21 protein-coding genes and 1 pseudogene are annotated in these 23,874 nt (G+C 38.6%); 12 read left to right on the top strand and 10 right to left on the bottom strand.

Annotated features, from left to right (window positions below; all coding sequences use genetic code 11):
• Positions 1–8: 8 nt before the first annotated feature.
• Positions 9–689, bottom strand: coding sequence for a hypothetical protein (locus VB797_RS23400; protein WP_323240145.1), 681 nt, complete (start codon positions 687–689; stop codon positions 9–11).
• Positions 690–940: 251 nt separating this feature from the next.
• Here VB797_RS23400 and galE point away from each other — a divergent pair, with 251 nt between their 5' ends.
• Positions 941–1,942, top strand: a complete 1,002-nt coding sequence (gene galE, locus VB797_RS23395; protein WP_323240144.1) for a UDP-glucose 4-epimerase GalE — start codon at positions 941–943, stop codon at positions 1,940–1,942.
• 102 nt (positions 1,943–2,044) lie between these two features.
• Here galE and VB797_RS23390 read toward each other — a convergent pair whose 3' ends face one another.
• The 5 genes from VB797_RS23390 to VB797_RS23370 form a co-directional block, all read right to left on the bottom strand.
• Positions 2,045–2,617: a hypothetical protein gene (locus VB797_RS23390; protein WP_323240143.1), complete on the bottom strand. Its 573-nt coding sequence runs from the start codon at positions 2,615–2,617 to the stop codon at positions 2,045–2,047.
• A gap of 159 nt (positions 2,618–2,776) precedes the next feature.
• The gene (locus VB797_RS23385) at positions 2,777–3,997 is read right to left on the bottom strand and encodes a sulfite exporter TauE/SafE family protein (RefSeq protein WP_323240142.1); all 1,221 of its coding nucleotides are present in this window, start codon (positions 3,995–3,997) and stop codon (positions 2,777–2,779) included.
• A gap of 70 nt (positions 3,998–4,067) precedes the next feature.
• A complete protein-coding gene (locus VB797_RS23380) occupies positions 4,068–4,562 on the bottom strand; it encodes a hypothetical protein (RefSeq protein WP_323240141.1) in 495 nt (164 codons plus the stop codon).
• A 1,637-nt stretch (positions 4,563–6,199) separates the two neighbouring features.
• The gene (locus VB797_RS23375; protein ID WP_323240140.1) at positions 6,200–6,835 is read right to left on the bottom strand and encodes an NYN domain-containing protein; all 636 of its coding nucleotides are present in this window, start codon (positions 6,833–6,835) and stop codon (positions 6,200–6,202) included.
• Between the two features lie 820 nt (positions 6,836–7,655).
• Positions 7,656–8,123 (bottom strand): NADAR family protein, encoded by a 468-nt coding sequence (locus VB797_RS23370; protein ID WP_323240139.1) that lies wholly within the window; start codon positions 8,121–8,123, stop codon positions 7,656–7,658.
• Positions 8,124–8,281: 158 nt separating this feature from the next.
• Here VB797_RS23370 and VB797_RS23365 point away from each other — a divergent pair, with 158 nt between their 5' ends.
• The 7 genes from VB797_RS23365 to VB797_RS23335 all read left to right on the top strand — a co-directional run bounded on the left by VB797_RS23365 (position 8,282) and on the right by VB797_RS23335 (position 14,019).
• Positions 8,282–8,773, top strand: coding sequence for a DUF2243 domain-containing protein (locus VB797_RS23365; RefSeq protein WP_416350911.1), 492 nt, complete (start codon positions 8,282–8,284; stop codon positions 8,771–8,773).
• 68 nt (positions 8,774–8,841) lie between these two features.
• Positions 8,842–9,483, top strand: a complete 642-nt coding sequence (locus VB797_RS23360; RefSeq protein WP_323240138.1) for a DUF4129 domain-containing protein — start codon at positions 8,842–8,844, stop codon at positions 9,481–9,483.
• A 20-nt stretch (positions 9,484–9,503) separates the two neighbouring features.
• Positions 9,504–10,622, top strand: a complete 1,119-nt coding sequence (locus VB797_RS23355) for a DUF4350 domain-containing protein (protein ID WP_323240137.1) — start codon at positions 9,504–9,506, stop codon at positions 10,620–10,622.
• Positions 10,623–10,774: 152 nt separating this feature from the next.
• On the top strand, positions 10,775–11,725 hold the full coding sequence (locus VB797_RS23350) for a MoxR family ATPase (protein ID WP_323240136.1): 951 nt from the start codon (positions 10,775–10,777) through the stop codon (positions 11,723–11,725).
• 250 nt (positions 11,726–11,975) lie between these two features.
• Complete coding sequence (locus VB797_RS23345; RefSeq protein WP_323240135.1) at positions 11,976–13,298, top strand: DUF58 domain-containing protein; 1,323 nt, start codon at positions 11,976–11,978, stop codon at positions 13,296–13,298.
• Between the two features lie 107 nt (positions 13,299–13,405).
• Positions 13,406–13,633: a type II toxin-antitoxin system prevent-host-death family antitoxin gene (locus tag VB797_RS23340; protein WP_323240134.1), complete on the top strand. Its 228-nt coding sequence runs from the start codon at positions 13,406–13,408 to the stop codon at positions 13,631–13,633.
• Complete coding sequence (locus tag VB797_RS23335) at positions 13,618–14,019, top strand: type II toxin-antitoxin system VapC family toxin (RefSeq protein ID WP_323240133.1); 402 nt, start codon at positions 13,618–13,620, stop codon at positions 14,017–14,019. The genes VB797_RS23340 and VB797_RS23335 overlap by 16 nt, the downstream gene beginning before the upstream one ends.
• A 94-nt stretch (positions 14,020–14,113) precedes the next feature.
• Here the strand turns inward: VB797_RS23335 and VB797_RS23330 are convergent, their stop codons facing one another.
• Complete coding sequence (locus tag VB797_RS23330) at positions 14,114–15,193, bottom strand: MraY family glycosyltransferase (protein WP_323240132.1); 1,080 nt, start codon at positions 15,191–15,193, stop codon at positions 14,114–14,116.
• A gap of 157 nt (positions 15,194–15,350) precedes the next feature.
• Between VB797_RS23330 and groL the strand changes: the two genes are divergently transcribed.
• The 3 genes and pseudogenes from groL to VB797_RS23310 all read left to right on the top strand — a co-directional run.
• A complete protein-coding gene (groL, locus tag VB797_RS23325; RefSeq protein ID WP_323240131.1) occupies positions 15,351–17,036 on the top strand; it encodes a chaperonin GroEL in 1,686 nt (561 codons plus the stop codon).
• Positions 17,037–17,351: 315 nt separating this feature from the next.
• Positions 17,352–18,428: a glycosyl transferase gene (locus tag VB797_RS23315; RefSeq protein WP_323240130.1), complete on the top strand. Its 1,077-nt coding sequence runs from the start codon at positions 17,352–17,354 to the stop codon at positions 18,426–18,428.
• A 22-nt stretch (positions 18,429–18,450) separates the two neighbouring features.
• Positions 18,451–18,855, top strand: a pseudogene (locus VB797_RS23310) (RNA-guided endonuclease InsQ/TnpB family protein); the annotation flags it as partial.
• 64 nt (positions 18,856–18,919) lie between these two features.
• Here VB797_RS23310 and glgB read toward each other — a convergent pair.
• The 3 genes from glgB to VB797_RS23295 all read right to left on the bottom strand — a co-directional run bounded on the left by glgB (position 18,920) and on the right by VB797_RS23295 (position 22,587).
• The gene (gene glgB / locus VB797_RS23305) at positions 18,920–21,223 is read right to left on the bottom strand and encodes a 1,4-alpha-glucan branching enzyme (protein ID WP_323240129.1); all 2,304 of its coding nucleotides are present in this window, start codon (positions 21,221–21,223) and stop codon (positions 18,920–18,922) included.
• Between the two features lie 342 nt (positions 21,224–21,565).
• Positions 21,566–21,901, bottom strand: coding sequence for a hypothetical protein (locus VB797_RS23300; protein WP_323240128.1), 336 nt, complete (start codon positions 21,899–21,901; stop codon positions 21,566–21,568).
• Positions 21,902–22,416: 515 nt separating this feature from the next.
• Complete coding sequence (locus VB797_RS23295; RefSeq protein ID WP_323240127.1) at positions 22,417–22,587, bottom strand: hypothetical protein; 171 nt, start codon at positions 22,585–22,587, stop codon at positions 22,417–22,419.
• Positions 22,588–23,154: 567 nt separating this feature from the next.
• Here VB797_RS23295 and VB797_RS23290 point away from each other — a divergent pair.
• Positions 23,155–23,802 carry a hypothetical protein gene (locus VB797_RS23290; protein WP_323240126.1) on the top strand — a complete coding sequence of 216 codons (648 nt, stop codon included), beginning with the start codon at positions 23,155–23,157 and terminating at the stop codon, positions 23,800–23,802.
• Positions 23,803–23,874 lie beyond the last annotated feature (72 nt).

Below are 23,874 nucleotides of genomic sequence, written 5' to 3'. Positions count from 1 at the left end.
TATTGTGCCTATCGTGGACGCAAGAAAGAGTTAACCTGATTTAAGTAACTTTCCCAAACGGTTGTAGTTAATTGTAAAGTTTCTGCACTCGGTACAAAATCTTCTAATTGCAAACCGCGACGACGAATAGTATCAGGTCTTTGCAAAAGATAAGGCGGAATATTTATACTGCTATTTAATGCTATTGTGGTTTGTTGTGCATTTACTTGAGGAATAGTATCGCTGACTATATCAGACATATTCCCTACATCTGTTTTTCCTGTAAATGCGACAAGGGTTGCAGATTTCGGTTGAATTAAAGCTACATTGGGATAAGCTACCTGGGCAACAGGTGATTGAACCAAGAAATAAGCAACCGCTGGTGTACTGGCTAATAATAAAATCGTCAAAGCCCAACCAATTAAATATCCTCCGGGTTTGTCTATTGCTCCACCTTTTATTCTTTGAGCAGCGAAAGTCATCAGCAAAATTGATGCTCCCAAAGGTTTGAGAGGAAAAGATATTACTTTCCACATCGAAGCAATAGCTGGTTCGCGAGGATTAGCGAAGGACAATAACAAGATAACCAGAAAAATTACTACTACAAATCTGCCGACAAAATTCCCGGTCGGGTAAAACTTTTGAAACAGGCTAAATACGATAGTACCTATAAGTAGCCATAGAAGCACTCGGCTTAATAATTCAAACATAAATCTACTCTCAAATGTTTCTGTACGGTCAATCTATACGGCTCCGGGCAATTGAGTTATTCTACTGTCAAATGGTAGTACCACTATTAGTTGACTTCAAATACCTTATACCCTACACACCAAAACTACCTTCGTAGTGATTTTAGTGCAATTTTATTTAACAATGTTGAACATTTGTAGTCTTAGAGATAGGTAATCTCGCTTAAGTAAATTAAATTTATTATGTAGTTGTCATATTCAAAGGAAAATTTATGTCTCCTGAAAAACCTACAATCTTAGTCACCGGAGGAGCGGGATATATTGGCTCTCATACAGTGTTGGCTTTGAAACAAGCGGGTTATGAAGTCTTGATACTTGATAATTTGGTTTACGGACACCGTGACTTGGTAGAACAGGTTCTCAAGGTCGAACTGATCGAGGGAGATACAATAAATCGCGATTTATTAGATAAGTTGTTTGCTACACGAGATATTGCAGCAGTCATGCATTTTTCTGCTTATGCTTATGTCGGAGAATCAGTTACTGACCCTGCAAAATATTACCGCAATAACGTTATCGGTACAATAACCCTGTTAGAAGCAATGTTAGCAGCATCTGTGAAGAAATTTGTATTTTCTTCAACTTGTGCTACATACGGAGTACCCGAAACGGTTCCGATACCCGAAGACCACCCCCAAAATCCAATCAATCCTTACGGTGCAACTAAATTGATGGTAGAGCGGATACTTGCTGATTTTAACGAAGCATACGACTTTCGGTCAGTACGTTTTCGATACTTTAATGCAGCTGGTGCAGACCCATCTGGTAACTTAGGTGAAGATCATAACCCCGAAACCCATTTGATTCCCTTAGTATTGCAAACAGCTTTAGGAAAACGCGAGTCAATTTCGATTTTCGGTACAGATTACCCCACAAACGACGGTACCTGCGTTCGCGACTACATCCACGTTAGCGATTTAGCCGACGCTCACGTATTAGGTTTAGAATATCTACTCAAAGGTGGCGATAGCGACTTCTTTAACCTAGGTAATGGTAACGGTTTTTCTGTCAAAGAAGTAATAGAAGCCGCAAGAACGATCACAGGTAAAGATATTAAAGCAGTAGAATGCGATCGCCGTCCTGGAGACCCACCAGCCTTGATTGGTAGCGCTCAAAAAGCCCGCCAAATCTTAGGTTGGCAGCCACAATACACTAACCTTAAAGATATCATGACCCACGCTTGGGCATGGCATAGGAAGCGACACGGGGGTTAGGAGTTAGGAGTTAGGAGTTAGGAGTTAGGAGTTAGGAATTTCTAACCTTCGACCTTTGACCTTTAACCTTTAACCTTTGACCTTTAACCTTTGACCTTTGACCTAACCATTTGCTCTTCTCGCTACGACGAAAATTCCACCTATGATTACTACAATTCCTAAACCTATAGCCCAAATTGGGATGGGGAATGGTTGTTCAGTTTGATTCGCGTTGACATTTTGAACTTGTTGTGATGTCTGTGTTTCCTGTTGATTTGCTGGACTTTTGGTAGTTCCAGCAGCTACGGTGACATCAAACTTTAATTCAAACGGTTTGAAGTTAGCGCCATTTGTCGGTTTACCAGTAAGTTCTAATTGATAGGCTCCGGGTTTGGGAAATGTAATTTTTGCTCCCGGTATGCCTTGATAACGTTCGGCTGTTATGGGTTGTAAAGTTGGTTGAATCAGTGTTGTATCTCCTGTTTTGCGGGGTTCGCTGTAAACAGCTAATTCACAATTACATTCTGTCAAAGGAATAACCTTGCCACCCTTGCGAGTTAAGGCAAACCAAGCTTGTGCAGCATCTCCAGCGCGGGGTGTATCGTTTGGTTCAATATGTAAAGTAGCGCCGACATCTTGAGCAGTTTCTATTTTGTGAGCGGAAGCAGCAGGAATTAAGAATGATGAAAGATTCATTTTCATTAAGTTATAGGATTTGCTGGTTACTGGTTACTGGTTCCCAGCCAGAGGCTGGGAATCCTTGAACGGAGCCTCTGCCTAGCTTCTAGCCTGGAGGCACCTCCACAAATGCATTACAAGGTAGAACCTTGTAACGAGAGGTAATTGGTAATTGATTCAACGTGGGGAAATGTAAAACTTCTGCAAGCGCAATGTTGACCAAAAAAGACGGGTTCTAATTAATAAAATTCCCAGAGTAATCATTCCTAAAGCGACTGCTGCGACTTTATTTGTCCAAGTTGATTGCAGCGAACCAAGATAGTGAGAACCAATAATTACGGCATGAATTGCACTTAATATCAAAGCTGGAACGCTTAATAAATGAATTTGTCGCCAATGTTTACCTAAAGATTTTTGTAGGGAATCAAAGCTGGTCAAAGCAGCAGGAATCATCAACACTAACGCTACTGCACCAAAAGCCATCCCAAACTGAAATTCTGATGGTAAAAAGAAAAAACTATTAAGCTTCCATGAGAGTGAATGTTCCATCATGTGGGCTGTGTGAGCTAAGGAAACAATGAAAGCACCTACTCCCAAAGCTCGACGATAACGCATAGGTGCCGCCCATACACCGCTGAGCGGACGAGCCATTAGCGCCAGCATCAGTAATATTAAACCAGCGTGTCCGGTGTAGTCTACCATCGTGTCACCAGTCCGCAGCAGGGTAATGATGCCGATTGTTAGAGTTACCCAACCACCCAAGCGAAATAATTGCGATCGCCGATCTTTACTAATCAACGATGCAGATACTCCTACACCCAACATCATCGGCAAGGTTCCCAAACCAAAAGCGAACATTGTCGCTGCACCCATCCACATATTTCCTGTTTGAGCGGCTTTAATTTGAGCAGCATAAAGAAAACCACAAGGCATTAAACCCCAGGTCATCCCTAAAAATGCTGGTGTGTACCATGCGTTTTGCAATGACAGTTTGGACATTCCTGCACTTAAACGGTCATGTAAACCACCTTCTAATAGCGGGTGCAAAAATGGAATTCTGGGTAACAATGTCGGATTAATTTGTCGAAGTCCAAACAAAATCAACATACTTCCAGTAATAATCGCTATCCAGGAGCGTAATTCGCTACCAACACCCGCTAATTGTCCGCCTTCTAATAATATTGAACCCAATGCCCCAATCGCAGCACCAACTAAGCTATAGCTCAATATCCGCCCCAAATTAAGCAGAAAGTGAAACTTGGATTGTTGCCACCAATTAGTACTTTCACTTTGGGAAGATAAAGAAAATGCTACAGTTAAAGGCCCGCACATTCCTACGCAATGACCAAAACTACCAAGAAATCCCAAGGCTGCTATTAGGAAAAGGTCAAGTACCATTTTGAATTTTAGATTATAAAATGTTATATAAATTAGCTACAAAGCCAACCTACTTAGTTGGTAGATATGATTAATGATGTTTATTTAGTGCTTCTGAGACTTGAACAATCTCTGTATCTTCAATGAGTTTACCGTTGCTAGTCCAATCAGCATGATTGTTAGCGTTCAAACTTACTTTGATACGGTTTTCACCTCTGTCGAGATTTTCAAGATAGTACCAAGAGCTATATAATCTAGTAATTTTTTTGCCATTAACGAAAAGATGAGCGTGTCCTTTTCCAGGTTCTGCTACTGTGTTAACTTTATCGGGTGCAAATTCAAAATTGGTAACTTTCGCTTCTAGGTTCCATCCTTTCTTAGCATCTTTATGCATCACAACATCAACGGTTGGTACGGGTTGTCCTTCGGGAACTTCCATTTTTTGATGTTCGTGTGAGCCATTTCCTGGCATCTCAGCCACAGTTATAGTCGCACTTTTTGCGATCGGCGGAGCTTGACCCCTTGGGGGTATCGCAATTATCGAAACAAATGTAGCCGCTGCGACAAAACAGTGTTTAGCTTTCATAGCAAAAATCAGTTAAAAAGTTACCTTTACAAATGCATAAACATAGATGAATTTGAACATCATGTCAAAAGACAGGTTGTCGTAGTTGAGGTAACTAATATTATTCGCTAAGGACAAAAAAACGAGCAAAAGTTATGTTTTCTAAATCCACCATATCAACTGGAAAATTTATTTTACATAACTACTACTCCACCACATTAAGAAAGCGGGGTAATAAATTCGTAGTGCGACCATCTTGGTCGCTCGTTACAATTAGCGCACACTACCCTTCGGGCAAACTTCGTTAACGTGAATCTGCGCTTACGCACACGCACTACCAGACACCCCTCATAACTTATGTGGTGGAGTACTAGTTAGCTAATTATTTTACGATGACAAAAAAATCTTAAACGAATATTGTTGATTAAAAATTTAGTTTAAATATAAAAAATATTGATTATACAACCTGATAACTAAGCAAAGTGACTAAGCCACGAATTTAAAGTAGTAGTTTACACTACATTAACTTACGGATAAAAATGTCATTGTAGATTAAGCATAAAAAATTACATATTTTAGTTAAATATAATTTTGTATTCAAGCTCAAATTAAACTATGTGTAAGGATTAAGTAAGATTGGAGGAGGTCTAAAAAAATAACTTATGCCATATAAAATACAAGACCAAATGCAGAAACCACAACCAGGATCGGAACTACAACGCTAAATTCCAATTTTTTGCTTTTTAGTATCTCTATACAAGACATGGGAATTATTATCGGCCAAAATGCTGTTGAGACAATAAACATCACAAAAGACAAAAACTTGTCTTCTGGAGAAGAACTCGGATGACGTATAGCAAATTTCAACCAGTTAATCAAAAAATAGCAGCTCATTAACAGGTAACTAACAAAAATGGCAGATTCAATTTTATTCATTGACCATACTCCTTAACTATCCAAAATGAAGGGTATTCGAGCGAAAGGTAGCAGTTATAACTATTCATCACTGCTAAATAAGCGTTTACTAGACAACAACTGGATTTTCCTACCTTTTTTTTTTGATTTTTAAAAGGTTTATAATTTCATCCATGTCTATATTAGTAGAATTTTGAAAACCGATAAATCCGTGTTAATACTTATTTTTTTTTGTAAAGACAAGTTTAGAGATCTAAAATAGATTTTTAATCGTTATTTATCAGTAACAATTTAAATTTTAGAGTTATGAATTGAACATATATTACAATGGATAATATGGCTGAAGCTCATAGTTGATAGTATGTTCAGCTTTTGTAATTGCTTGCAATTCTTATCTAATTGTATCAACGATAACTTTAATGTTATCATTCGGGAATATCATTACAAATGTATTAATTACTACTTGCATAAACTGTAAATAAAGAAATTTAATCCAAAAACATATTTATTATTTTATAAAAGAAAATATAAATATATCTTGAATGCAAAGTATATTTACGCAAGGCTTTATGCTTTTTATATTTGCTTCGATAAATTTAAATTTGGCTGATGACCGTATAGAATGAATTTAATAAAAAATCCATGCAATCAAACTTACAGCATCGAATACTAAAAAGATACGTTGCAGCGAACACCCTGATTTATCAGTTGAAATGTAACGTTCCGTCGTGAATGCACGTTTATTACATTTCTTCACAGCATGATTCGCTATTCTTCTTGATATAATGTTTTATGGCATCTAGGTCAATAAAACAGTCAGCAACATCAATCAAGGATTCATTAGTCATTGCTCTGAGGCTAACAAGTTCAACCCTAGCACCTTGATAAGCTACAGCATTTACAGCATAAGTTAATTCTCCATCTCCGCTTACCAAAACGGCTGTATCGTAGTAAGGAGACAAATTCATCATATCAACGGCAATTTCTACGTGTTGATTTGATTTTCTCGAACCATCTGGAAGCTGAATTATTTCTTTTGTGACCACACGATAACCGTTTCGACGCATCCACAGCAGAAAACCTTGTTGCTTTTCGTTATGACGGTCAACCCCGGTATAGAAGAAAGCTCTTAATAATCTTGCTTCTCTAGTTAAATAGCAAAGTAATTTGGTATAGTCAATCTCAATACCGAGTTGTAAAGCTGTCTGAAATAAGCTTGAACCATCAATAAAAATAGCAACTCTACCACGATTAGAAGCAATTTTTAATCGAGAAGCCTGTTTTTTTTGCATCCGTGTTTCTTCATCTGCAAGAATAATTTTCATTCTTTGTTGTTGCTTATTAGGTTGCATTTCAGCAGTAAAATTTGTGATATCCATGATTTTTAAGATTGTTTAAGAGTATTTATTCTACGAGCCAAAACGTATAAAATGCACATATTTTGAAGTTTCAATTACCGAAAAATAGGTGAACTCATATTTAAAGTCAATAATTGTTAATCGGTTCTTTTGATCGTAAAAAAAGCAGATAAATTTATTGTAACTAAACTTTTATTTAGTTCTACATAACGTAAGTTATTTTGACATTAATTAAAAAGTCAAATTCTCACAAATTACCAATTATTAGATAAATAAAGTAAAGTAAGCAACATTGTCTAAGCAAAAAATATACTTATTCACTTTCTTGCTTGATAGTAATCGCATGATTTTTATCTATTGGGCAATTGATTACAACATATATGTTTAATTAAAATAACTGATCAGATAATTTATTCACTAGATTTCATTCATATGGCTTTATTTTAGTAAGCTAATAAACTAATCGATACTTATTGATAAAAAGATATTATGTTTCAGATTAATTTAACATACGCAATTCTATTCGTAAAAAAATTGGCTAAATCCGGAAAACACTGAGAATAAAAAATGACTTACATACATTAATAAAAAATAAACACAGGCACTATTTTATTTAAAATGATTGCTCAAATTAAAAACTTCCTAATTATACAAAGCTATAATGCAAATTGAATGTAAACTGCACTGCATACCCTTTTTATTTAAATTAATTTGCACAATACTAGTAAGACAAGCCGTTGACAATAAAGTATTTAGATAATGAGTGATTCAAAATACATTTGTAACCTCTTCTGGGATAGTAGAAGAGGTTTAAATACAGTTAGGATTGGTCTAAAAATAATTAGTTTGCGATCGCCTTAATAAATACTATGCGAAGTTCTTCCCTTACACTCATTAAAATATTTCCCAAATGGTTGTGTCCGGTTTTATTTGCACCACAACCCCAAAAGTAATCATTTGGTGAGTCTTCTACCAACAAGTTATCTTCAGTGGAAAGCAGAATTTCTCTAATATCCCGATGAGTGAGAAACTTTTTGAGTACGGCTTTTCGCATAACTTGGGTTTTTACAGTCTCCCAATCGCAACGAATTCGACGGGTAGAACATCGTCCCAAAGCAGCAGCTTCTTCTGGAGTGGAAGCCGCATGAATTAAAGGTATAATTTTCTCGTCTGGACTTCCTGCAAATTTTTGCCCTTGGTAATAATGCTCCACCGTAGACCAATAAGTATTATGCATTTCAATTGGGTGGAGAGAAAAGTTAGAAAAACAACCATAGGGCTGCGAAACTTTGTAAAAATAAATAGTCATATGAAAGAAATTGTTTTATACACCAACTTCTATAATGCCTGTAGATGTTAGCAGCTTGGTTGTTGAATTAAAATTTATTCTTTTTCTACAACCTCTAGACAGAAGTTTTTTCTCTAACTAAAGCTTTACCGTGAAGATTAAACGTCTACAAGGTATATATGATGGAGTCACAATCGGCTAGTAACCAACGTAAACCGCTGATTTTAGCCGGAATTTGTTTGGGTATAGGATTAGGAGGATTTTTTGATGGTATTGTGCTACATCAAATTTTGCAATGGCATCATATGTTAAGCAATGTCAAGCCGCTAATCAATCGCTCCAATATAGATTTAAATGTACTTGCCGATGGTTTCTTTCACGTCTTTGATTACTTGATGATCTTAGTAGGAATTGTTTTATTATGGCAAGCAGGAAAGCGTAATGACGTTCCTTGGTCATCCAAAACTTTTTTTGGTTCAGTTGTTATGGGTGTGGGTTTGTTTGATTTTATTGAAGGAATAATCGACCATCAAATTCTTGGAGTTCATCACGTCAAACCCGGAGCAAATGAATTTGCTTGGGACATGGGATTTTTAGCTCTAGGTGCATTTCTTGCAATAGTTGGCTGGTTAATGTTACAACAAACAGGCAAATCAACTATAAAGAATTGAGTATCAAGGAAAAAAGGTGGAGTATAAATGTTTATAATTTATCCTTCATCATTTCCTTTCCCCTGTTTATGGCTAAAGGTGAGTTTCAAAAAACGAGTTGGGACTGGCAGATTTCTCTCTCTCGCCAAAGTCTAGGAGAATCGCTGGAATATCAGCAAAAACGGTTGTTTAATTGGCTAGAATCTCTATTCTCTCCTTTTAAAGATATTTTGCCGGATATATCTCCCAAATGGAATCTTGACGAGCGGCTATTAGATATCTTGAAAATCTTGTTTTGGTTGGCTTTGGGTTTATTTTTAACTTGGATAGCATCACAATTATGGCGAGAATTTCGACCTTATTTTTATACCTGGTGGGGTAAAATTAATCGGTTTGAAACAGATGCGAAAACTTCAGAAACCCAGTTATCAAGCAGCACTTGGCTAACGAGATCGCAAGAATTAGCCCGTCAAGGTAATTACCGTGAAGCCTGTCGTCTTATTTACCTGTCAACTTTGCAGTATTTACATGAAAAATCAATTCTTCCCCACAAACGCAGCCGTACCGATGGTGAATATCTGCAATTGCTCGAATTATCTACAAATTCCATACAACCTTACCAAACTCTTATAGATACTCACGAACAATTATGTTTTGACGATTCGGAAATTGTTTCAGATAATTACGAACAATGTCAACAAGCATATCAACAAATAATTCGTAATTTGTAATTATTCCCTATTCCCCAACAATGAAAAAACCAAAGCGTCCTATTTTAATAGGATTAATAATCTTAGGAGTAATAATTTTAATTACTTTGATTGGCGCTCCTACTAGTAATAAAATATATGCTGGCTCTACCTATAATCGCGCTCCCGCAGGCTACGGTGCTTGGTATGCTTTCATGGAACAGAATAGTAATATTGTACGTTGGCGAAAACCTCTTAAATATTTAGAAGAGGAAAAAGTTACGGGTACTGTGTTGCAAATAAACGGAAACTTACAAAGCTTATTTATTGATGATTCACTAACAGAATGGGTAAAAGCTGGTAATACTCTGATAATTTTGGGTGTGGTTCAACCCGTAACAAACGCCGAATTTACTTCAATGTTGGAATCAAATGCGGGAAATGTGAAAGTTGAAACGCGACGACGACACGAATTAAATAAAAATGAGTTAACCTCTCTCAAAGATAGTTTTGGTGCTGTTGTTTGGCAAGAACAATTAGGAAAAGGAAAGGTAATTTATTCCACAACTCCTTTCATCGCTGCTAATGCTTATCAAGATAATTTAAGTAACTTTAAGTATTTAGCTGATTTAGTTAAACAAGATAAAAATAAAATATATGTAGATGAATATATTCACGGTTATAAAGATCCCAAAGTTAAAGAAAGCGAAGCAGAAGGAAATTTATTTAGCTATCTTAGTAAAACTGCTTTATTTCCAGCATTGATACAGTTAGGATTTTTAATATTAGTAGTAATTTGGGCGCAGAATCGCCGTTTTGGTAAGCCCATTAATTTAAACACACGAGTTATAGATAATAGCGAAGAATATATTCAAGCTTTAGCGCAGGTTTTAGAAAAAGCTGATTGTAACGACTTTGTGGTAGAAATGCTCGGCAAAGAAGAACAGCTAAAATTACAAAAATCTTTATCTTTAGGTCAACAATTACTTGATAAGCAAACAATAATTAACGCTTGGACAGAACAAATTAAAACTCCTACCGCGCAACTTAACGAAGTGTTAAGCATAAGTAATGAAAAACGCCGGATCGGCGAACGACAACTGTTAAACTGGTTGAAAAAATGGCAATCTGTACAGGGAGAAGTGGAAAAATCAAAAAACAGTAGTGTGGTGCGATCATGAGAAAATGAAAAAAATGGCGGTTGAAACCGCCCGATATTTAGAAAACTTCAAATTAATAAATTAAATCTGCAATTTAAATATAAAATATCTACCTGCATCCATGTGTCTGCGTCTAGCTAAATTAATTCTGCTGAAATTACTTTTAATGTCATATGAATCAAATCAATCCCGTAATTAATAACCTTGCTCAAGCCCTAAATAAAGTAGTTGTGGGACAATCTACCCTTATTAATCAACTGCTAATTGCACTGCTAGCAGGTGGACATATTATCTTGGAAGGAGTACCGGGAACTGGTAAAACGCTCCTGGTAAAAGTAATGGCACAGTTAATTCAAGCAGATTTTCGCCGCATTCAATTAACTCCAGATGTATTACCTTCAGATATTACGGGTACGAATATTTTCGATTTGAATACTCGCAGTTTCAGTTTAAAAAAAGGACCGATATTCACTCAAGTATTGTTAGCAGACGAAATTAACCGTACCCCTCCAAAAACACAAGCAGCGCTGTTGGAAGGGATGGAAGAATTACAGGTAACATTGGATGGTGAAAGCTTACCTCTGCCAGAATTATTTTGGGCGATCGCTACACAAAACCCTTTAGAATTTGAAGGGACTTATCCTTTACCAGAAGCGCAGTTAGATAGATTTTTATTCAAGTTGGTAGTAGATTATCCCGATCAAGCTTCCGAAAAGCAAATGTTGCTCAACCGTCAAGCGGGATTTTCAGCCAGAAGGACGGATATTGCCAGTATTAAACCTGTAGCTAGAGTAGAAGAAATTATTGAGTTGAGGGAAGCGGTAAAACAAGTTAAAGTCACCGAAGCGATTATTGACTATCTTTTAGCATTGGTGAGGACATCGCGTCAAAATCCCGATTTAGCCTTGGGTGCATCTCCTCGTGCTGCAAATGCGTGGTTTGTGACATCTCAAGCAGCAGCATATTTAGCGGGAAGAGATTTTGTTACCCCCGATGACGTGAAAGCGATCGCGCTTCCTTTGTTGCGACATCGATTTATTTTGAAACCCGAAGCAATGTTAGATGGTTTGGAAATGGATGCGGTAATTTCGTCCATACTTAATAAAGTTCCAGTACCGAGATAAAGGAAAAAATTATTTTGTAGGGTCTGTTACGGCACGAGTAAATATTATTTAAGATTACTATTCAAGTAATGCCGTAACGCACCATCCGGAATTGATGGATTAAATTCTCGTTGGAAATGAAAATGCACGGAGCAAAAACGTTACTTTATGTTTTAAATAACTTTTTCATGAGTTACGATTGTAACGGTTATAAAAACATCAAATAATGATCAAAAGTTTTTGTTAGAAATGTTCAAGTAATTATTTAATTATGATTCCTTCCAAACGTAGTTACTTTTTATTAATATCAGGGATTATTATTGCCCCGATTCTATCTATTTTTATCGGCATTCCTAGAAGTATTGCTGCTATTTTAATCTTCGATGCAGTGATATTATTATTAATATTTATAGATAGTTGGCAAGTACGAAATAATCGCGTTGAAATTACTCGCGAAGTACCCCCAAGACTTTCAATTGGCAGAGATAATCCCGTTGACTTAACGGTAAAATCCCAGAAATCCAAAGCTATTGTGGAAATTTCCGACTATTACCCCAGCGGATTTGGAGCGTCTGCGGTTAAACTCCGCGCTGCTATTCCAGTTAACAATACTCAAGAATTAAAATATACAGTCCATCCCACCCAACGAGGAGAATTTGCTTGGGGAGATATCCAGGTGCGTCAACTTGGTGCTTGGGGGTTAGCGTGGCACAATTGGAAAACTCCTCAAAGCTTCAAAATCAAGGTTTATCCAGATTTAATGGGATTGCGATCGCTATCTATTCGCTTGACATTAAAATCATCTGGTTCGCTGCGTAAACTTCGTCAAATGGGTATCGGTACCGAATTTGCAGAATTGCGAAATTACCGTACCGGGGACGATTTACGGTTTATTGACTGGAAAGCTACCGCACGTAGGGCTACATATGGAAATTCACCATTAGTTAGGGTGTTGGAACCCGAACAAGAGCAGACCTTGATGATTTTGCTCGATAGAGGACGCTTAATGACAGCGAGAGTGCAGAATTTACAGCGATTTGACTGGGGTTTGAATGCCGCTTTATCTTTAGCCTTAGCCGGATTGCATCGAGGTGATAAAGTAGGCTGTGGTGTATTTGACCGCCAAATACATACGTGGATTCCCCCACAACGCGGTCAACATCAGTTAAATAATTTAATCGATCAATTGACCCCAATCCAACCAGTTTTAATGGAATCGGATTATTTGGGTGCAGTGACAAAAGTTGTACAGCAACAAACCAGACGCTGTTTAGTAGTTTTAATTACAGACATCATCGATGTCACCGCTTCCACCGAACTTTTAGCCGCACTTACTAAATTGTCACCTCGTTACTTACCATTTTGCGTAACTTTACGCGATCCAAAAGTAGACAAATTGGCGCATACTGCAACAGAACCAGGGGTTACAGATGCTTACAATCGTGCAGTAGCTTTAGATCTATTATCTCAACGTCAAGTAGCATTCGCTCAACTCAAACAAAAAGGTGTATTGGTACTCGATGCACCAGCAAATCAAATTACAGATCAATTAGTTGATCGCTATTTGCAGTTGAAAGCAAGGAATCAAATTTAAGAAAGTTGGTAATTGCTTGTCCTCATCCCCATCTCTTTGTCCACATGATTTGTATGAAGCAATCATGATATATTCTAAATGTGACCATAGCCATGACTAGGGGCATCATGAAAACAATTTCTAAAAGTAAACTTAAAAGTAAACTGCTAGAGTTTTTGCGTCTTGTAGAGTCAGGGGAAGAAATTGTAGTAACCGATAGAGGAAAACCAGTGGTGAAAATCTCCAGATATAGCGATTCACCTTCAACAGAAGACTTGTTTGGACAAATGCGCGGCAAAGTAAAATATTTTGAAGATTTAACTACTCCAACAACTGAGGAATGGGGGGAGTTTTGATTGTCCTTGATACTTGCGCTTTGATTTGGTGGAGTATAGATCCAGATAAACTTTCTCAAGCTGCAACAGAAGCTTGCAAACAGATGGAAACCGATAAAAACGGTATTGTTCCTTCTACTGCTATCTGGGAAATCGCCATCAAAATAAAAAACAAAAAACTAGATTTAGGAGTCGATTTGAATGAACACGTAGCCTCTTTGAAAAAATCTAGCGTTGTTAGTATTGTCCCCATTAATGAAGATTTGTGCTTAGAAAGCGTCAAACTAGAATGGGAGCATCGAGATCCAGTAGATAGAGTTGTTGTAGCATTAGCCAGAATTAATCAAGCTTCAATTATCACGGCAGATAAACAAATAAGAAATTTTTACCCGAATGTAATTTGGTAGATTAAGGAACTGATTGGGCAGAGGAGGCACAGAAAGTAAAGCTAACAGAGGGACAAAAAATGCCCTATGCCCAATGCCCATTATCTAATTTAATTCAAGCTTTCTGCGTTTTTCGCCAAACAGTAAAGGCTAAAAGTATCACAATTGAAAAAGTAGTAGTAAAAATTACTATGGGAGTCATACCTCGTATAGACATTCCAAACCAGTTAAAAACTAAAGTTATCGACCAAAGTATAAGCGTTGCATGGCGTTGAGATAAACCCCAAGCTAACAAACGATGGTGCAAATGGTCTTTTCCTGGAGTATTAAGAGGGTTTTTACCTGCTGCTATACGTCGTACAAAAACTTGAGTAGTATCTAGTACTGGCAGTAGAAGAAACACTACTGGAGGTAATACTGATAACACCGTCGTTATTTGTAACTCACCTAAAATACTGGTTGCGGCTAATACATAACCGAAGAAATAAGCTCCGGCATCACCCATAATAATTTTTGAGGGATGGAAGTTATGGCGTAAAAAGCCTAGTGCTGAACCACCCAAAGCTGCTAAAACTAAAGTCGCTGCCGCACGGTTAGGAAACTGAGCGGAAACTGCTAATAAGCTCATGGCGGTGATAAAGCTAACTCCTCCCGCTAAACCATCCATACCATCCATTAAATTAATCGCATTTGTAATTCCTACCACCCACAACACCGTCAGTAAGGTTGACAGCGTAGAATCTATAGGAGTGTTGAAAGTTACTTCAAAACCAATATGGTTAGCAACTAGTAAGAGCGCGGTTAAAATTTGTACCAATAATCGGAAAGAAGCGGGTAAGCCAAATTGGTCATCTATAAAACCTACCAAAACTAATATTGAGCCGCCCAGTAATACGGTTAAAACTTGTGCTAATACATTTTCTAATTCAATTGGTCTTAATAAACTAGCAAGGGTAACAGCGGCAATTACTCCTGCATAAATAGCTAATCCTCCCGCATTGGGTAGAGGTTCTCGGTTCAAACGCCTTGCATTTGGTTGGTCTGCCCAACCTACTCGCAAAGCAAATGTACGAATTTTCGGAATTAAACTCCAGCTTACAACTAGAGCTAATAAAAACGTAAACACAACTGCTAACCAGCCGGAACCGCTTGGTTCAGCAATACCGAGAGACTTAAGGGAACTGTATATATTCATCTCCCGATTCCTATATGAATGTCAGTATCTATCATGACTATCAACTGTATATTAATCATTTTTGTTCCGAAGATCTGTAATCTGAATTGCTAGCTTAGTTAGCACTCTGCCTTCTTGAGTGCTAAATTGTAAAATAAGATTGCTTGTGAGTGAAAAAATGCCGAAAATTATTTCCTTTAATGAAGAGTCACGTCGGTCATTGGAAAGGGGAATTAACGCCCTTGCTGATGCCGTTAAGATTACCCTAGGACCAAAAGGTCGTAACGTTCTTTTAGAAAAGAAATTTGGTGCGCCTCAAATTGTAAATGATGGTATCACCGTTGCCAAGGAAATTGAACTTTCCGATCCTTTGGAGAACGCTGGCGCAAAATTAATCCAGGAAGTAGCTGAAAAAACCAAAGAAATTGCGGGAGACGGTACTACTACCGCTACCGTTTTGGCCCAGGCTATAATCCGGGGTGGTTTAAAAAACGTTGCTGCTGGCTCTAATCCTATGAGTTTGAAGCGCGGTATCGACAAAACCATCGAAGCGTTGGTACAGGAAATTACCAAGATTGCTAAACCAGTCGAAGGTAGTGCGATCGCGCAAGTTGCGACCGTATCTGCTGGTAACGATGAAGAAGTCGGTAGCATGATTTCCGAAGCGATGGAGAAAGTAACCAAAGACGGTGTAATTACCGTTGAGGAATCTAAATCTCTATCTACCGAATTGGAAGTTGTGGAAGGGATGCAAATTGACAGGGGATACACTTCTCCCTACTTCATCACCAACAACGATCGCATGACTGTAGAGTTTGAAAATGCCCGCATCTTGATTACTGATAAAAAAATCAGCAATATTCAAGATTTAGTGCCGGTGTTGGAAAAAGTTGCTCGTAGCGGTCAACCTTTGCTCATTATCGCTGAAGATGTTGAAGGTGAAGCTTTAGCAACTTTAGTGGTCAATAAAGCTAGAGGTGTGTTGACAGTTTGCGCGATCAAAGCCCCCGGTTTTGGCGAACGTCGTAAAGCGATGTTACAAGACATTGCTATTCTTACCGGCGGACAAATGATTTCCGAAGAAATCGGTCTAAATTTAGATACCGCAACTTTGGAAATGTTGGGAACCGCTCGTAAAATCGAGATTGACAAAGAAAACACCATTATCGTTGCTGGTGGGGATTTAAAAGCTGATGTAGAAAAGCGGATTGGTCAAATTCGTAAACAGTTAGCAGAAACCGACTCCGAATACGATAAAGAAAAGTTACAAGAGCGTATTGCCAAACTTGCGGGTGGTGTTGCTGTAATTAAAGTTGGTGCGGCAACCGAAACTGAGTTGAAAGACCGTAAATTACGGATTGAAGATGCATTAAATGCAACTAAAGCAGCCGTAGAAGAAGGTATCGTTCCCGGCGGTGGCACTACCTTGATTCACTTAATCAAGAAAATCGCGGAAATCAAACAGAGTCTCAACGAAGAAGAAAGAATTGGTGCCGACATAGTAGCGATAGCCCTAGAAGCACCATTACGTCAAATTGCAGAGAATGCTGGTGTAGAAGGTTCAGTTATTGTCTCCAAAGTTAAAGAGAGCGAACTTAACATTGGTTACAACGCAGCAACTGGCGAGTTTGAAGACTTAATTGCTGCCGGAATTATTGACCCTGCCAAAGTTGTACGTTCCGCTTTGCAAAACGCTGGTTCCATTGCTGCAATGGTACTAACTACCGAAGCTTTGGTAGTAGAAAAACCAGACCCCAGAGGTGGCGGTGCGCCCGACATGGGCGGCATGGGCGGCATGGGTGGCATGGGCGGCATGGGCGGCATGGGCGGTATGGGCGGCATGGGTGGAATGGGGATGATGTAGGTAAGTTAGGAGTTAGGAGTTAGGAGTTAAGAGTTAATAATTTTGACGATTATCAACCAACTAGTAACTAATAACTAACTAAATCACCAAATTCTCTTTAGCCCATAGGGCGGCTTGGGTATCTCTTAATCCAAGTCGCCCTAAAATTTGGGTAACGTAGTTTTTTACGGTTCTTTTGCTTAGATATAAAAAGACACCCGTTAGAAGGCTGGGGCTAATATTACAAAGCCTACTTACGTAGGCTAAATTAAGCGCATCTTTATACAAAAATGGTATAACAACTTCCTATCCATACCCCATCCCCTATTCCCAAATATGCAACGTCCCATTATATATATTGCAATTACCAATCACGGTTTTGGACACGCGACTCGTACTGCTGCTGTTGCAGCGACTATTCAACAATTGTGTCCAGAAGTATTATTAATTATGGTGACAACCGCACCGCGTTGGTTGTTGGAATGCTATATCAAAGGTGATTTTATTCATCGTCCCCGTGCTTACGATTTGGGGGCGATCCAAGCCGACAGCTTGAAAATGGATAAGCAGGCTACTTTAGAAAAACTCTTAGAAATCAAGAAAAATCATCGTTCTATTATTGCTTCCGAAGTTGATTTTATTCATCAAAATCGTGTGAATTTAATTTTGGCAGACATTCCCTTTTTAGCTGCTGAAATTGGTCAAGCGGCGAATGTTCCTTGCTGGATGATGAGTAATTTTGGCTGGGATTTTATTTACCGAGATTGGAACGGTGATTTTATTAACATTGCTGACTGGATTGGGGAATGCTATGGAAAATGCGATCGCCTTTTTCGTCTTCCTTTCCACGAACCGATGCAAACGTTTCAAAATATAACTGATGTCGGTTTAACTGGTGGTTCTCCTTTTTTTGATGCTTCGGAAATAAAATCCCGGTGGAAAATAACCACACCTCGCGAAAAGACAGTACTGCTTACCTTTGGCGGTTTGGGTATACAGCAAATACCTTACGAAAACCTGGCTTATTTTCCAGATTGGCAATTTATTACCTTTGACAAATCGGCACCAGATTTACCCAACTTAATCAAAGTCCAGGATGTAAAAACTCGTCCTGTTGATTTTATGCCAATTTGCGGGCGAGTAGTTTCTAAACCTGGATACGGTACTTTCTCGGAAGCGACTAAATTAGGAGTGCCGATTATTTCAGTAACTAGAGATAACTTCGCCGAGGCAGCTTTTCTGATAGAAGGCATATCAAATTACAATTATCATCAAATTCTGACTCCTGCGGAATTATTTGAAAGTTCCTGGGAATTTCTCAAACAACCGTTACAGCCACCGCGCTGTCAGGAACCCATCGCAACTGATGGAAATGAAGTGATTGCTCAAACAGTGGTGAATTTTTTGCAGTGAGCAGTGAACATCTGGCTACTGTAAAAAAGGCGACTTGATAGCTTATGAAGACTTGAGGGTTAAAAATATGGCGAAAAATCATTGTTTAGCTAAGTCTATTAATGACGCATCTTGGTACCAGTTCCGTGACTCTCTTGAATACTTTGGAAAAGTGTTCAAGAGAGTCACGGTAGCCGTAAATCCGCAATATAGTAGCCAAGAATGCTCTAGCTGTGGTGAAAATGTTAAAAAAACGCTATCAACACGCACTCACGTTTGCAAATGTGGTTGTGTGATGGATAGAGACGAAAACGCAGCTAGAATCATCCTTAGTCGAGGATTGAGTACGGTAGGGCATACCGGAACTTTTGCGCTTGACACTTCGGCTAGGCTCAGTGCAAGCGCAAGCAACGCTTTAGGAGATGAGACCCCTACTCAAGAGGCGTGAAAACCTGATTGAGCAAGTCATGTCTTAGATTAAAGAATCCTCGTAACTGGATAGTCGAGGAGTGTCAATGTTGTTCTTTCATCATCTGAGCAGTTTTATTCCGATCCAATTTCAAAATTAATACTCCTAATGGTGGTAGACATAAATCTAAAGAATGCTCTTGATTGTGCATTGACCAATTATTCGTCCATTTACCGCCTAAATTACCCATGTTGCTACCGCCGTACTCTCGCGCATCGCTGTTAAATAATTCGGTATAAAATCCAGGTGTGGGTACGCCGATACGATAGTGAGAATGGGGTTGTGGAGTAAAATTACAAACAGCAACGACAAAATCTTCTGAATCTTTATCGCGACGGATAAATGAAACTACGCTGTGACGATTATCGCTACAGTCAATCCACTCGAACCCAGGTTCTTCAAAGTCTTGAGTGTACAAAGCGGGTTCGCTACGGTAAAGATGATTTAAATTTTTGAAGAATGTTTTTAACTGCTGGTGTGGCTCAAATTGCAACAAACTCCATTGTAAATCTGCCCAATCATTCCATTCAGTCCACTGCCCAAATTCCATGCTCATAAACATGGTTTTCTTGCCGGGATGAGCAAACATAAAGGCAAATAAACAGCGCACGTTGGCTAGTTTTTGCCAGTTATCTCCGGGCATTTTACCGATAATATTACTTTTACCATGCACTACTTCATCATGGGACAACGCTAACATGAAGTTTTCGCTGTGGTGATACCACATACTAAAGGTCAGATTGTTTTGATGAAACTGGCGGAACCAAGGGTCCATGCTGAAATAATCGAGCATATCGTGCATCCAGCCCATGTTCCACTTCAAATTAAAGCCCAATCCGCCAGTATAGGTAGGCCACGATACCATAGGCCATGAAGTCGATTCTTCCGCAATCGAAAGCGAACCGGGGAAATAACTGAATATCAGGTGATTTACACTGCGGATAAATTCTACCGCTGCTAAGTTTTCTCTACCACCATATTCATTTACAACCCATTCTCCCGGTTCGCGACAGTAATCGAGATAAAGCATTGAAGCTACTGCATCAACGCGAATACCGTCAATATGGTATTTATCAAACCAAAATAAAGCGTTTGCTGTCAAGAAATTCCGTACTTCATGACGCGCATAGTTAAATACCAGCGTTCCCCAGCCTTTATGCTCGCCGATACGGGGGTCGGCGTGTTCGTATAAATGAGTACCGTCGAAGAAAGCTAAACCGTGACCGTCTTTAGGGAAGTGACCGGGAACCCAATCTACAATTATACCAATTTCGTTTTTGTGACACTCATCAACAAAGTACATGAAGTCTTCAGGACTACCAAAACGGGAGGTAGGAGCGTAATAACCAGTTACCTGATATCCCCAAGAACCATCAAAAGGATGTTCCGCGATCGGGAGTATTTCAATATGGGTGTATCCTAATTCTTTAACATAAGGAATCAGTTTTTCTGCTAATTCCCGATAAGTTAAAAAGCGTGCGCCACCTTTAAGGTCAGAAACTGGCACCACAGGTTCAACTTCACCATTTGGCAACTTATGAGGTTCGTCTGTGCTAGCGTGCAGCCAAGAACCCAAATGCACTTCATAAACTGAAATGGGTGTACTCAACTGATCGGTATGACGGCGTTTTTCCATCCAATCGCGATCGCGCCATTGATAAGTATCTAAGTTAGTGACAATAGACGCGGTTTTGGGGCGGACTTCTTGAGCAAAACCGTAGGGATCGGATTTTTCGTAAATATGTCCCGCAGCGTTTTTGATTTCGTATTTGTAGTGTTCCCCTACCTGCAATTCAGGAATGAATAATTCCCAAACTCCAACATCAGAACTTTTACGCATTTGATACTTGCGTCCATCCCAACTGTTGAAATCGCCCAGCACCGAGACATTGCGTGCATTCGGGGCCCAAACAGCAAAGTAAACACCTTTAACACCGTCAACTTCAGCGAGATGCGCTCCTAGTTTCTCGTAAATTCGGTGATGGTTCCCTTCATTAAACAGGTGTAAATCAAATTCCGTGAGCTTGGGAGAATGAAAGGCATAAGCGTCATAGAATACCCGTTCGTTGTCTCCTTCTTTAACTTTGAGTTGATAGTTGGCTAATTCTTCAGCATCTACAATACATTCAAAAAAATGGGGGTCATGTACGCTGTGCATTTCCTGTTCCTTCCGTTCCTCCGGAAAAACTACCCATGCAGCACTCGCATTAGGAAGGTAAGCTCGTACAACCCAAACTTTTTTACCGTCTTTTTCTATTTTATGACAACCAAGTATCTCAAAAGGGTCTTGATGCTGGTTCCGAATAATGCTGTTAACCTGTTCTGGAGCAATAGTGGTCATAGACATAGAGTTAATTACGCTGAATATTATGGATAAGTGAATCTACTTTTTGTATATCTATATATATTCTTTACATTTATTTGTAATTTTGTACGTTTCTTGAGAAATAAATATCCGGAAATGGGAAGATGGCGGGAAAATTCGTAATTTGTAATAAGTAGGTCGGCGTTGAAAATTGTAATTAAGACAAGGCAGTGGGCAGCTTTGCTGTAGGTGTAAGGGTTTAAAGCTAATTTACATTCTGTTACATAGTTATGTTTATTCCTGCCGACTTACTTACCTTTCGAGAACACATAGTGAACGTAATTCCTAATTCATAATCCCCAATGCCCTATACCAAATATTTAATCAAAAATTTACGAAAGGGAAAAACGTTTTCAGTATTTTACGTAAACGAAGCAAAAAGACCGTTTCTCGAACTTTAGGGCTGAGTTTTGGGGGGTAGGGGCGTGTTTTTAACTGGTCTTGTAATTGAGCATATTCGGCAGGAGTTAGAGATTTGCCATCGATTGGCGATCGCGCTTCTATAATTACTTCTGTTCGCAAGATTTCTTCTGGAATATCTATATTTGGGGGTAATGCAATTACAGATGTTTTATGGTAGGCAAATAATTGCACCAAAATGCTACTTAGGGTAGTTAAAAGTATCAGCAAAACTGCTTTGTGAGTTTTCTGTCTCCTCATTTTTGATTATTTTTACTTTTAAACATATTTAGTTCAAATATACTAAAAAAATTGTTTTTTTAATTATCAATTTTAATGTTGATTTTAGGACTTACAGCAGAATGCCGCGTAAATGAGGTACATTCCTCTTACTTTCTACTCCCTTGCCTTATAACGATATGTCCTGTACCTAACTCAGATGAAATCGGCTGTAGAAGTTTGAGTATGGCTTTTTACCCCCAATCATATAAACCTTAACCTTTTCTTTATACTCAATTTTAGGCAAAAGGAATTATCAAATCTTTATGAAACCTTTACATACATAAAAACCTGGCAATCTCGATAATCATTACCAGGTTTACCTTTTTTTTACCGAAGCTACATAGGGGACGCTAAAAAATGCTAGCCCTAAAGCACGATACTCTATTCTCAAATTGTCAAAATTAACAGGTAAACCTGTATGGTGCAATGAACAAAAAGAAAGCGAGGAGCGACCTCTAAAATATAGTGAGAGTAGTATAAATACTAACTATCAACTATGGAGTGGCAGTGGGGGTGGCTTCAGGTATTGTTGCTGGAGCATCAGTTGGTTCTCCAACTGCGGGTGCAGTCTCAGTCGTTGAAGGCGTATCTTGTGCGCCTTCGCAAGCTCCAAGAATTGTAGCCAAACCTAACAATAAAGCAAAACCAAAGACTTTTGTTTTCATAACTCCTCTTTCACCAATTAATTCAAGAACTATTTATAGCCTGTTGAATACGATACCTCATTTGCTGATTTTTTTAAATATTGTAGGTTTAATTAGATCAAATAAATAAATAGTTCATTTTTATACTAGTCAAACCTTGTATAGGGTGTTTCTATAGCTAAGACAAGTAAGACGAAGGTGAGATAATCGTTGTCAATAAATTAGTCTTTTGCAGTAAGTTAGCTTGTTATGTTAACTACAAAGCACGTTAATATACCAAAAATCCCCAAATTGTGAAAGTACAATGTCTGTATCTGAAGTAAAGATGCTATGATGCGGCGCAAGGATAAAGCAAAATGTTTTGTCCCTCCCTGGGGTGAACGGACACGCTTGGGTAACGGAAATACTTTGTGAACGTGTTTATCGGAGGTGCGAAGACCGCACTACAAATTTAAGTATTTGAGATGCTCCCATTTCTAAAAATAATTAAAAAGGGGTTTGGATATTAAATCTATCATCTATGTATTGTAAAAAACATCAATCGGATTCAAATTTAGTTAAAGCACAATTTTCTTAATCTAAAAGTTTATGGCTGTTACTCGTAAATCAAATTTAAGAGGGGAAAAACGCTGGTTGGGGCGGAGTTCTAATGCTCAAGATAATTTCAGGGGTTACAAGACAAACGAGCATACCAGTCCACTATCAAAACCCACACCTGGATTTTTAGATAGACCAAGACGTTCGAGTATGGTTTCAAATACATCCCCAATTAGACCTCAACGGATAGATTCTCATCCCCCACTGGATGTCAAAAGTGTAGAACGCAAAAACCGCATCAGTAATCGTAAAGCGATACCTTTGATGCCAGATGGTAGTAAAGTACCCGTGTGGTTAATGCGCTGGAATTCTTTTCATCGTCATACTTCGGTTGCCAGTTTTCTATTAGTAAGCGCGACATTAATAGTTTACGGTTGGACGGTATATTCTCAACATCTTTGGGGGCGATCGTATGAAAAACTGCAAGATTTACAGCGGGATGAACGTCAGTTAACCAAGCATGACGAGACGCTGAAAAATCAAATGGCACAAGAAGGTGAAAAACCCCATTCTGGACTGAGTTCACCAACTCCAGCAAATACTATTTTCTTAGAAGAAACTGCACCTGCAAGGTCTCAGTCAGTTGATAAAGATTCAGAAGAAACAGAACCACAGCCTTCAAATGCAGTCGGATATTAAAGAAGTCCGTTTTCTACATTTAGTTACATTATCTTTTTACGGAAGTAGGAAGTAGGGAGTAGGGAGTAGGGA

Origin of the sequence: Rivularia sp. UHCC 0363, from assembly GCF_034931125.1 — a bacterium.
Classification (GTDB): Bacteria; Cyanobacteriota; Cyanobacteriia; order Cyanobacteriales; family Nostocaceae; genus Rivularia.
This window is presented reverse-complemented; position numbering and strand designations above follow the sequence as displayed.

What these genes read in the sequence shown, in the direction of transcription:
- VB797_RS23400 (WP_323240145.1), bottom strand. Translation starts at nt 689, where the DNA reads ATGTTTGAATTATTAAGCCGAGTGCTTCTATGGCTACTTATAGGTACT.
- galE (WP_323240144.1), top strand. Translation starts at nt 941, where the DNA reads ATGTCTCCTGAAAAACCTACAATCTTAGTCACCGGAGGAGCGGGATAT.
- VB797_RS23390 (WP_323240143.1), bottom strand. Translation starts at nt 2,617, where the DNA reads ATGAATCTTTCATCATTCTTAATTCCTGCTGCTTCCGCTCACAAAATA.
- VB797_RS23385 (WP_323240142.1), bottom strand. Translation starts at nt 3,997, where the DNA reads ATGGTACTTGACCTTTTCCTAATAGCAGCCTTGGGATTTCTTGGTAGT.
- VB797_RS23380 (WP_323240141.1), bottom strand. Translation starts at nt 4,562, where the DNA reads ATGAAAGCTAAACACTGTTTTGTCGCAGCGGCTACATTTGTTTCGATA.
- VB797_RS23375 (WP_323240140.1), bottom strand. Translation starts at nt 6,835, where the DNA reads ATGGATATCACAAATTTTACTGCTGAAATGCAACCTAATAAGCAACAA.
- VB797_RS23370 (WP_323240139.1), bottom strand. Translation starts at nt 8,123, where the DNA reads ATGACTATTTATTTTTACAAAGTTTCGCAGCCCTATGGTTGTTTTTCT.
- VB797_RS23365 (WP_416350911.1), top strand. Translation starts at nt 8,282, where the DNA reads ATGATGGAGTCACAATCGGCTAGTAACCAACGTAAACCGCTGATTTTA.
- VB797_RS23360 (WP_323240138.1), top strand. Translation starts at nt 8,842, where the DNA reads ATGGCTAAAGGTGAGTTTCAAAAAACGAGTTGGGACTGGCAGATTTCT.
- VB797_RS23355 (WP_323240137.1), top strand. Translation starts at nt 9,504, where the DNA reads ATGAAAAAACCAAAGCGTCCTATTTTAATAGGATTAATAATCTTAGGA.
- VB797_RS23350 (WP_323240136.1), top strand. Translation starts at nt 10,775, where the DNA reads ATGAATCAAATCAATCCCGTAATTAATAACCTTGCTCAAGCCCTAAAT.
- VB797_RS23345 (WP_323240135.1), top strand. Translation starts at nt 11,976, where the DNA reads ATGATTCCTTCCAAACGTAGTTACTTTTTATTAATATCAGGGATTATT.
- VB797_RS23340 (WP_323240134.1), top strand. Translation starts at nt 13,406, where the DNA reads ATGAAAACAATTTCTAAAAGTAAACTTAAAAGTAAACTGCTAGAGTTT.
- VB797_RS23335 (WP_323240133.1), top strand. Translation starts at nt 13,618, where the DNA reads ATGGGGGGAGTTTTGATTGTCCTTGATACTTGCGCTTTGATTTGGTGG.
- VB797_RS23330 (WP_323240132.1), bottom strand. Translation starts at nt 15,193, where the DNA reads ATGAATATATACAGTTCCCTTAAGTCTCTCGGTATTGCTGAACCAAGC.
- groL (WP_323240131.1), top strand. Translation starts at nt 15,351, where the DNA reads ATGCCGAAAATTATTTCCTTTAATGAAGAGTCACGTCGGTCATTGGAA.
- VB797_RS23315 (WP_323240130.1), top strand. Translation starts at nt 17,352, where the DNA reads ATGCAACGTCCCATTATATATATTGCAATTACCAATCACGGTTTTGGA.
- glgB (WP_323240129.1), bottom strand. Translation starts at nt 21,223, where the DNA reads ATGTCTATGACCACTATTGCTCCAGAACAGGTTAACAGCATTATTCGG.
- VB797_RS23300 (WP_323240128.1), bottom strand. Translation starts at nt 21,901, where the DNA reads ATGAGGAGACAGAAAACTCACAAAGCAGTTTTGCTGATACTTTTAACT.
- VB797_RS23295 (WP_323240127.1), bottom strand. Translation starts at nt 22,587, where the DNA reads ATGAAAACAAAAGTCTTTGGTTTTGCTTTATTGTTAGGTTTGGCTACA.
- VB797_RS23290 (WP_323240126.1), top strand. Translation starts at nt 23,155, where the DNA reads ATGGCTGTTACTCGTAAATCAAATTTAAGAGGGGAAAAACGCTGGTTG.